The 6,956-nt window shown below is 53.4% G+C and carries 12 protein-coding genes; 5 read left to right on the top strand and 7 right to left on the bottom strand.

Annotated features, from left to right (window positions below; translation table 11 throughout):
• Nucleotides 1-2,639: PBP1A family penicillin-binding protein (locus IKE44_RS05345; RefSeq protein WP_287465229.1), on the bottom strand; the 2,639-nt coding region annotated here is incomplete at its 3' end.
• A 33-nt stretch (nucleotides 2,640-2,672) separates the two neighbouring features.
• Nucleotides 2,673-3,278: a Holliday junction resolvase RecU gene (recU, locus tag IKE44_RS05340; RefSeq protein WP_287465227.1), complete on the bottom strand. Its 606-nt coding sequence runs from the start codon at nucleotides 3,276-3,278 to the stop codon at nucleotides 2,673-2,675.
• A gap of 213 nt (nucleotides 3,279-3,491) precedes the next feature.
• On the opposite strand from recU, the gene IKE44_RS05335 reads away from it, so the two are divergent.
• On the top strand, nucleotides 3,492-3,734 hold the full coding sequence (locus IKE44_RS05335; RefSeq protein WP_033014029.1) for a hypothetical protein: 243 nt from the start codon (nucleotides 3,492-3,494) through the stop codon (nucleotides 3,732-3,734).
• 53 nt (nucleotides 3,735-3,787) lie between these two features.
• Here IKE44_RS05335 and IKE44_RS05330 read toward each other — a convergent pair whose 3' ends face one another.
• Entirely contained in the window at nucleotides 3,788-3,958 is a 171-nt protein-coding gene (locus IKE44_RS05330) for a hypothetical protein (RefSeq protein WP_162839627.1), read from the bottom strand.
• A gap of 84 nt (nucleotides 3,959-4,042) precedes the next feature.
• On the bottom strand, nucleotides 4,043-4,243 hold the full coding sequence (locus IKE44_RS05325) for a YppF family protein (protein ID WP_033011260.1): 201 nt from the start codon (nucleotides 4,241-4,243) through the stop codon (nucleotides 4,043-4,045).
• A 196-nt stretch (nucleotides 4,244-4,439) separates the two neighbouring features.
• Between IKE44_RS05325 and IKE44_RS05320 the strand changes: the two genes are divergently transcribed.
• Nucleotides 4,440-4,784 (top strand): YppG family protein, encoded by a 345-nt coding sequence (locus tag IKE44_RS05320; RefSeq protein ID WP_287465224.1) that lies wholly within the window; start codon nucleotides 4,440-4,442, stop codon nucleotides 4,782-4,784.
• 35 nt (nucleotides 4,785-4,819) lie between these two features.
• Here the strand turns inward: IKE44_RS05320 and IKE44_RS05315 are convergent, their stop codons facing one another.
• A complete protein-coding gene (locus IKE44_RS05315) occupies nucleotides 4,820-5,074 on the bottom strand; it encodes a sigma-G-dependent sporulation-specific acid-soluble spore protein CsgA (protein ID WP_033011258.1) in 255 nt (84 codons plus the stop codon).
• The gene (locus IKE44_RS05310) at nucleotides 5,074-5,259 is read right to left on the bottom strand and encodes a hypothetical protein (protein WP_033011257.1); all 186 of its coding nucleotides are present in this window, start codon (nucleotides 5,257-5,259) and stop codon (nucleotides 5,074-5,076) included. Before IKE44_RS05310 ends, IKE44_RS05315 begins: the two co-directional genes overlap by 1 nt.
• Before the next feature lie 116 nt (nucleotides 5,260-5,375).
• Here IKE44_RS05310 and IKE44_RS05305 point away from each other — a divergent pair, with 116 nt between their 5' ends.
• A complete protein-coding gene (locus tag IKE44_RS05305; protein WP_162839628.1) occupies nucleotides 5,376-5,516 on the top strand; it encodes a hypothetical protein in 141 nt (46 codons plus the stop codon).
• Nucleotides 5,517-5,600: 84 nt separating this feature from the next.
• On the opposite strand, the gene IKE44_RS05300 is transcribed toward IKE44_RS05305, so the two are convergent.
• The gene (locus IKE44_RS05300; RefSeq protein ID WP_033014031.1) at nucleotides 5,601-6,065 is read right to left on the bottom strand and encodes an Hsp20/alpha crystallin family protein; all 465 of its coding nucleotides are present in this window, start codon (nucleotides 6,063-6,065) and stop codon (nucleotides 5,601-5,603) included.
• Nucleotides 6,066-6,323: 258 nt separating this feature from the next.
• On the opposite strand from IKE44_RS05300, the gene IKE44_RS05295 reads away from it, so the two are divergent.
• On the top strand, nucleotides 6,324-6,446 hold the full coding sequence (locus IKE44_RS05295; RefSeq protein ID WP_255350134.1) for a hypothetical protein: 123 nt from the start codon (nucleotides 6,324-6,326) through the stop codon (nucleotides 6,444-6,446).
• Nucleotides 6,447-6,632: 186 nt separating this feature from the next.
• On the top strand, nucleotides 6,633-6,956 hold a 324-nt coding region (locus IKE44_RS05290), incomplete at its 3' end, for a response regulator transcription factor (RefSeq protein ID WP_287465220.1).

Genomic DNA, 6,956 nt, shown 5'->3' with positions numbered 1-6,956 from the left:
GTTGGGGTTGTTGGTTTCGTCGGCGTTGTTGCGCCGCCATTCCCTTGGCCGTTGTCTTCGCCGCCATTGTCTTTGCCGCCATTGTCTTTGCCGCCGTTGTCCTCTTCGCCGCCATCATCGCGATCTTCGTTGCCATTGCCGTTGTTTCCGCTATTTCCGCCATTGTTGTTATTTTGATTGTTTCCATTGCCCCCATGATCATCGCTGTTATCCCCGTTCGTGCCGCCATTTCCGGCGCCACGGTTGTTGCCATCACCGTTCGCTCCATTGCCCGGCGCCGTCGGCTGCTCGCCGCCAGGGATGCGGATGCTCGTGATCGCCGGCTTGCTCATCCGCTCGCCTTCCTTGGCATAGACGGCGATCGTGTACGAAGCCCCTGGCGCCACGTTCGTAACTGTCACGCCTAAATCTTTGGTCGTGACCGTTTCCGTATGCCCTTGCTCGTCTTTGATGCGCACTTCAAACAGCGTGTCGTCGGTTTTCTCATCATACGACCAAGAGACGGAAATCATGTTGGCAGCTTGGTCGTACGAAGCGGCCAACCCTTTGACAGCCGGGAGCTCTTCCGGCTCATCTTTTGCGACTTTTGTCGGTTCGGTGCCGCGCACGAACAATTCATACGTAATGTCGCTTTCAGGCGTGTATTTGCCGGCAAGTTTCGGCGGATTCGTGCCTTTTTTGATCGGCAGTTTGACGACGCTGTCCGGCCGCTGAAATTCTCCGCTGCCATCGTCGAGATGGGACATCAGATCTTTCAGCAAGAGCTTCGGAATGCGCTGCTCCCGACTCCCTAATGTAGCTGTTTCGCTTTTTTTGCTGAAGCCGACCCAAATGGCCGCCGTGTAGTTTGGCGTATAGCCGATAATCCAGCTGTCCGGCACATCGTCCCGTTTGAGGCCAAACTTCGCGCCGTCTTTGCCGTAGTTTGTCGTTCCGGTCTTGCCGGCGAGCTCCAACCCTGGAACATAGGCGGACCGCCCAGTGCCAGAGCGGATGACCGATTTAAGCATGTCGGTAATCATGTATGCGGTGTAATCATGCATGACTCGCTTCGGTTTTGGCTTTAAGTCCATTTCCGTGCCGTCTGGGAAGACGATTTTCGTCACCGCATACGGCTTCGTGTAAACGCCGTTGTTGCCGAAGGCGGCGTAGGCGCCGGCCATCTGCAACGGCGATACGTAGCGCGATATGCCGCCGATTGCGTACGGCTCATATACTTCGTCAAAGCCCATGCCGAGCCGGTTGGCAAACTCTCTCGCCCGCTCTTTGCCGACCGCTTGGAACGTTTTTAACGCCGGGATGTTGCGCGACCATGTGAGGGCATTGCGCACCGTCACCGGTCCGGCGTAGCGTCCGCCGGCGTTGCGGATCGGGGTGCCGTCGGAGTACGTATACGGCTCGTCAACAAGAATGTGCGCGGTTGACCATTTTAAATATTCGATCGCCGGCCCGTAGTCCAAAATCGGCTTAATCGTTGAACCGGGCTGGCCGACAGGCTGAATTGCGTAGTTGAAACCGAACTCGATGTTGTCGCGGTGGCGTCCCCCGCCTAATGCGCGAATGGCGCCCGTTTTCGTGTCGACGAGGGCGATTCCCGACTGCAAATCTTTTTTGGCGGTAAAATGTTGATCGGAGTTTAATAGCTTTTCAACGTACGACTGCGCCTCTTGATCAAGCGTCGTGTAAATTTTCAGCCCGTCTTCAAAGACGTTGACATTGGCTTTGTCCGTCACTTCTTTGATCACTTCGTCAATGAAGGCGTCGTATGGCACGGAATTTTGCGGCTTTTTCCGCTCGGTGAGCATCGATTTGATCGGCACCTGCTTCGCTTTTTCCGCTTCTTCCGCACTGATAAAGCCATGTTTCACCATGAGCGACAAGACAGTGTCGCGCCGTTTTTTCGCCGCCTCCGGATGATCGTACGGGTTGTACCGGTTCGGGCTTTGCGGCATGCCGGCCAAGAGCGCTGCCTCAGGGAGCGTCAGCTCTTTTAAGTTCGTTTTGCCGAAGTAATATTCCGCCGCCCGGGCGACGCCATAAATGCCGTCTGAGTAATAAATTTTGTTCAAGTACATTTCCAAAATTTCGTGCTTCGAATACTTTTGCTCAAGCTGCAAGGCGAGCCACGCTTCTTGCGCTTTCCGCTCCAACGTTTTCTTTGATGAGAGGAACGTCATTTTCACGACTTGCTGGGTGATCGTGCTGCCGCCTTCCGCGCCGAACCCTTCGCGAATATTGGCGATGACCGCGCCGGCTAGACGGACGATGTCGATGCCGTGATGCTCGTAAAAGCGGGCGTCTTCGGTCGCCAATACCGCATTTTCCAGCACTTTCGGCACGTCCTTGTATGAGATGTACGTCCGTTTGTAACCGCCCAGCTCGGCGACTTTCTTTCCGCTCATATCGTACACGGTCGACGAGAGCGGATCTTTAATTTTCGCCTCATCGAGCGGAGGGGCGTCCTTGACAAAGTAGGCGAACGCAGCCACCCCCCCGATGGCGCCAAGGGCGATCATCAGCACTATCGCAATGGCGATCGCTTTCAACCAGGACCTCCCTCTTTTCTTTTTCGCCTTTTTTTGTTTCGTCTGTTTCGCTGCCTGCTTTCGTTCCACACGAGAACGATATTCACCAGACATAAGCAAATCCTGCCTTTCTTACAAGTTTTCACCTTAAGCGGTGAAGTACACGTTTTCTATTACACTAATATAATCAATTCTCGGCTGGTAGCCAAGCGGGATATAATGCCCGTATTGTTCGATCTCCCGTTTTGGGATCGACTTTCTTCCCCCGGCTTCTTGCTCATTCCAGCGGGCAATTAAGTGGGAGGCGTCAAGCAAATACGTTTCATTGAGCAGGGAAAAACGCCAAATCGCAAAGCAAATGCCGCCGTGGGCCATGACTTGCGCCATATGGCGGATTTGGTGAGCATGGAAATTTTTCAGCGGAAACGACGTTTTGTTTCTCGTCTCCTTTGCCTCAAAGTCGATGTATTTGCCGCGATAGATGCCGTTGTAGTCGGTCGTCGACGCCTGCCGGAAATAGGCCTCTTTGATGACGGCGGCGCTCCGTTTCGGATAATCGACGCGGACGATTTGCACCGGAGTCGGCTTTTTATGGATGACAGCGATGCCGTGCTCCCGATAATATTCATTCGTCGCGTTTAAGTCGTCTTCGAGCGTCATGCCGCGGTTGGCATAGCCGGCTGCCGCCGGCGGTCGCACCGCGCTCGGTCCGTTTCCGCGGTATTCTTTTCCTCCTGGATATTTGAGTGCCATCGCGTTCATCTCCTTTGAATGGTTTTTATTATACCATACGCTCGGAAAAGATGCGCCTTTTTTTCTTCCCCACGGCTGCGCCTGCTCTTGTTGTCGAATGGCGGCCGCATCCCGCTTTCTTTGCCGAATCTGTTCTACTTTTGTCGCTGCAGCAGGGAGTGATCCCCTTGGACGCGAATGGAATATCATCACGCCAGAAATGGGGGAGAGGAAATGGAAAAACGGTTAGTGAAAAAAGAAGAGATTGAAAAGCAGCTTCAGGAAATTGTCGCGCTCATCGAGCAGGTGGACGCGAAAATGGAAAAGGTGATCGCGGATGTCATTGAGGAGCGGTACGCCCAAAACAAAGAGCACCTCGCGCATCTTGAAGGGCGGATCGCCGGCGTCGAACGGCGGCTTGATGGGAAAAAAGCGAACGCGGAGCGACCGTTGCCGTCAAAACTGTATTTTGTGTAAACAGCCGGCGGCAGAAACGCTGTCCCCTCGGCTGCGGGGACAGCGTTTTCCTTTTACGTATCTTTTCCTGTTGTGATCGAGACAGGGCCGCCTTCAGCCGTCGCGACTGTGTTGATTTCATATTCGACCCGCTCGGTATGCTTCGGCGGCGCCGGCTCGCCATGTTTCGGTTTTTCGTGGTCATGTCCTTTCAATTTATGGTTGAAATGGACGCCTCGGCCCATTGCCCAACACCCCCCTTGCTTATTACGATGGGGATTTCAGGCCGAAAGTATGCAAAAAAAAGAAGGGAAAAACTCCCTCGAGACCTAAAGTCCAGCGTATTCTTCCGTTTCGTCCGGCTGACAGGCGCCGGCTTGTTCCAGCTCGCGCACTAAGTCGCGATATTGGGCAAGCGAAATTTCCCCGCGCAAATAAAGGCGACGGGCGAAATCGAGCAGTTCGTTCGCCTCAGCCGGCTCGCAATGTTTGACCGCCATGAACTTATGTTTCAATTCCGTGATGCTCATTGATGCTTTTCCCCCTTCCCCCTTTTTTACATCGTACCATGAAAATAGGAGGAAAGGGCGATTTCCGAAAATTAAAACTTCCGACAAGAGGTTACATGTCCGCGCGCACGCGGCCCAGTATACACACATATATTAGTGGCAGCTGATCCCCTGTTTTCGCTGGGGGAATCGATGATCAAAGATGGGGAGGATACACATGCACCGTTATCCACGACAAATTTCGCCGCCGCCCGCCCACGGACCATACAGCTTCGGCGGCCATTGGCCCTACTCATACGGCTGGCCCTTCCACCTTCCGTCGGCGCCCATTCATTGGCCATATGCTTCGCCATTCCACGCTGCCGCGCCTTCGCACCCGATGCCATACCCGAAACCAGGGTCGCTGCTGCCGCCGCCGCGCCCGTCTTTTCTCGCCCAGTTAAAAAACAGTGACGGGACGTATGATATTAACAAAATGATGAACACGATGGGGCAGATGATCAATGTCGTCAATCAAGTTAACGACATGTTAAAAGGGCTGCTCAGCACGTTTAAAGAGTAACGAAGCCGCTCCCCCAGCGGAGCGGCTTTGCCCTGTCAAATGAGCAGCTCGTACACTTCATTCAGCTGGTAGACGCGCTCATAATCGCGCTCATCCATCGCGTAGCGGATTTCATGGGGCAAAATGCGATCCAAAAAGGCGCTCTCTTCTTGCGTCAAGTCGCGGACAAACTCGCCCTCGCCCCGGTACGGTTTGCTGATCAGCTTTTTGTAAATACGCTTTGGCGTCTCATCATGGCAGTCCAAATAATTGGACAAAATTTCCCGCAAATAGGCGAGCGTTTGTTCCATCACGATCCGCCCCCTTCAAAAAACGAGACAAACGTTCGACTGACGTTTGGTTTGCCTTCCGCATACGGGTTTTCTTCTGTGACGCGGTCTGGATCGAGATTCGTTTTGATGACAAGCCGCGGCTCAGCGGACGGCTCATTGATCAGCCGGTCGTTCAACTGTTTGAAATCGGGCAGTTTGGCCATTCGTTTTGCACCTCCTAACAGTAGCGTAGCTTAGCAGTGTCGAAAGTATGTATGGCGCGGTTATGTTCCGAAAAAAACGCGCAACCTAATCGCAGACGGCAAGGAGGTGACAGACAGTGACCAACCGCAACGACAACCGGGAACGGAAAAATAAGTATCCACACAATCGTGAAGAAATCGCCAAGGAATGGGACATCCAAAAAGATCCGACGCCGGAACACAACAACCGGTATGGAAGCCCTTCGCATAAACAATAGAAGCCCGATGGGAAAAAAGCCGCTCCCGACATGGGGAACGGCCTTTTTAATGGCTTGGGTGGACGGAAGGCGCTTCTTTGGATTTTAATCGATACCGATGTATTTCCGTTTTTGCGGCAGGCGAATGACGAGTGTACCGTTTTGGAATGAAGCTTTCACTTCATGTTCGGCCACCGGATACGGAAACGGAATCATCCTCGCCACGCGCCGCCGCTGCTGGCGCCGTTCGTATACATGGCCGCTGTCGTCGGACGATTCGATCGTTTCATGGTGATCGATGACAAGTTGCAGCCCGTCTTCATGCCACTGCAGGCTAATTTGATCCCGCTTGATGTCCGGCAGACGGACGATGATTTGATAGTCGCGCTTCGTTTCTTTCACCTCGATCGGGATGTACGCCGCGGCAAATGTTTGGGCGAAGTAATCGTCAAGCGTTTCAAACAGTTTTTGCAATGGTCGTTCATCGAACCATTGGTTCACGAGTTTCCGCAAATGATGGAACGGGTGATTGCCGTCTCCGTTTGCAGGCGGTTGAAACGGTCCGTTCATTGCACTCCCTCTCTTTCCATTCCGAAAAGTGGCAAGGTTCCTCCGCCCGCCGTTTCCGCCGCTTGGACGGCCGGCAGCCATAGAGGAGATCCTCTTTATTGTCAATGTATGTACGGACGGGAAAAAAAGTCACTTTCCGCTTTTTTTAGCGATTTCTCATGCGGTTTTAACCCGTTTGGAATATAATGACACCACCATCTATGGTCATGCACACAAATACCGCTGCCGCCCACCGGCAGCGCGAGGAAGGATGGCGTGATGCATTGGATTCATTGGCTGGTGATGTTGTTTTTTTCTGGAACGGCTGTATCGCTTCTTTCGTACCAAGCGTTTGAAATTGTTCAGGCGATTGTCCACTCGTTTGTGAACCGCCACTCGTGAGCGGCTGCCTTTGGATGTGCGGGAAGCTTGCGGGGCGGCGTCCGCTTTCGCTTGGCTGCTGATCGCCCCGTTGGCGATTGGCTTTTTCTTTGTCTGTAGTAAAATGAAAGTGTGGAAGCGGCGCAAGGCGGGTCCTTGCTCCGGGATGGAGGACAAGAACTAGAAGCAAGAAAGGGGACGGAGACCGTGAACGGACGGATTTTATTAATTGAAGATGAAGCCGGCTTGGCCCGGTTTTTGGAGCTGGATTTAACGCATGAAGGCTTTGATGTGCACGTGTGCGGCGACGGGCGTGAAGGGCTTGAACTCGCCTTGTCGGAATCATGGGATTTGATTTTGCTCGATGTCATGCTGCCTCGCTTAAACGGCATGGAAGTATGCCGCCGCATTCGGGCGGCGAAATCGACGCCGATCATGATGATCACGGCGTGCGACAGCGTGTTTGACCGCGTCATGGGGCTCGATAACGGGGCCGATGACTATATTGTCAAGCCGTTTGCCATTGAGGAG

The sequence above is a fragment of the Geobacillus sp. genome, assembly GCF_017515625.1.
Classification (GTDB): Bacteria; Bacillota; Bacilli; order Bacillales; family Anoxybacillaceae; genus Geobacillus; species Geobacillus stearothermophilus.
This window is presented reverse-complemented; position numbering and strand designations above follow the sequence as displayed.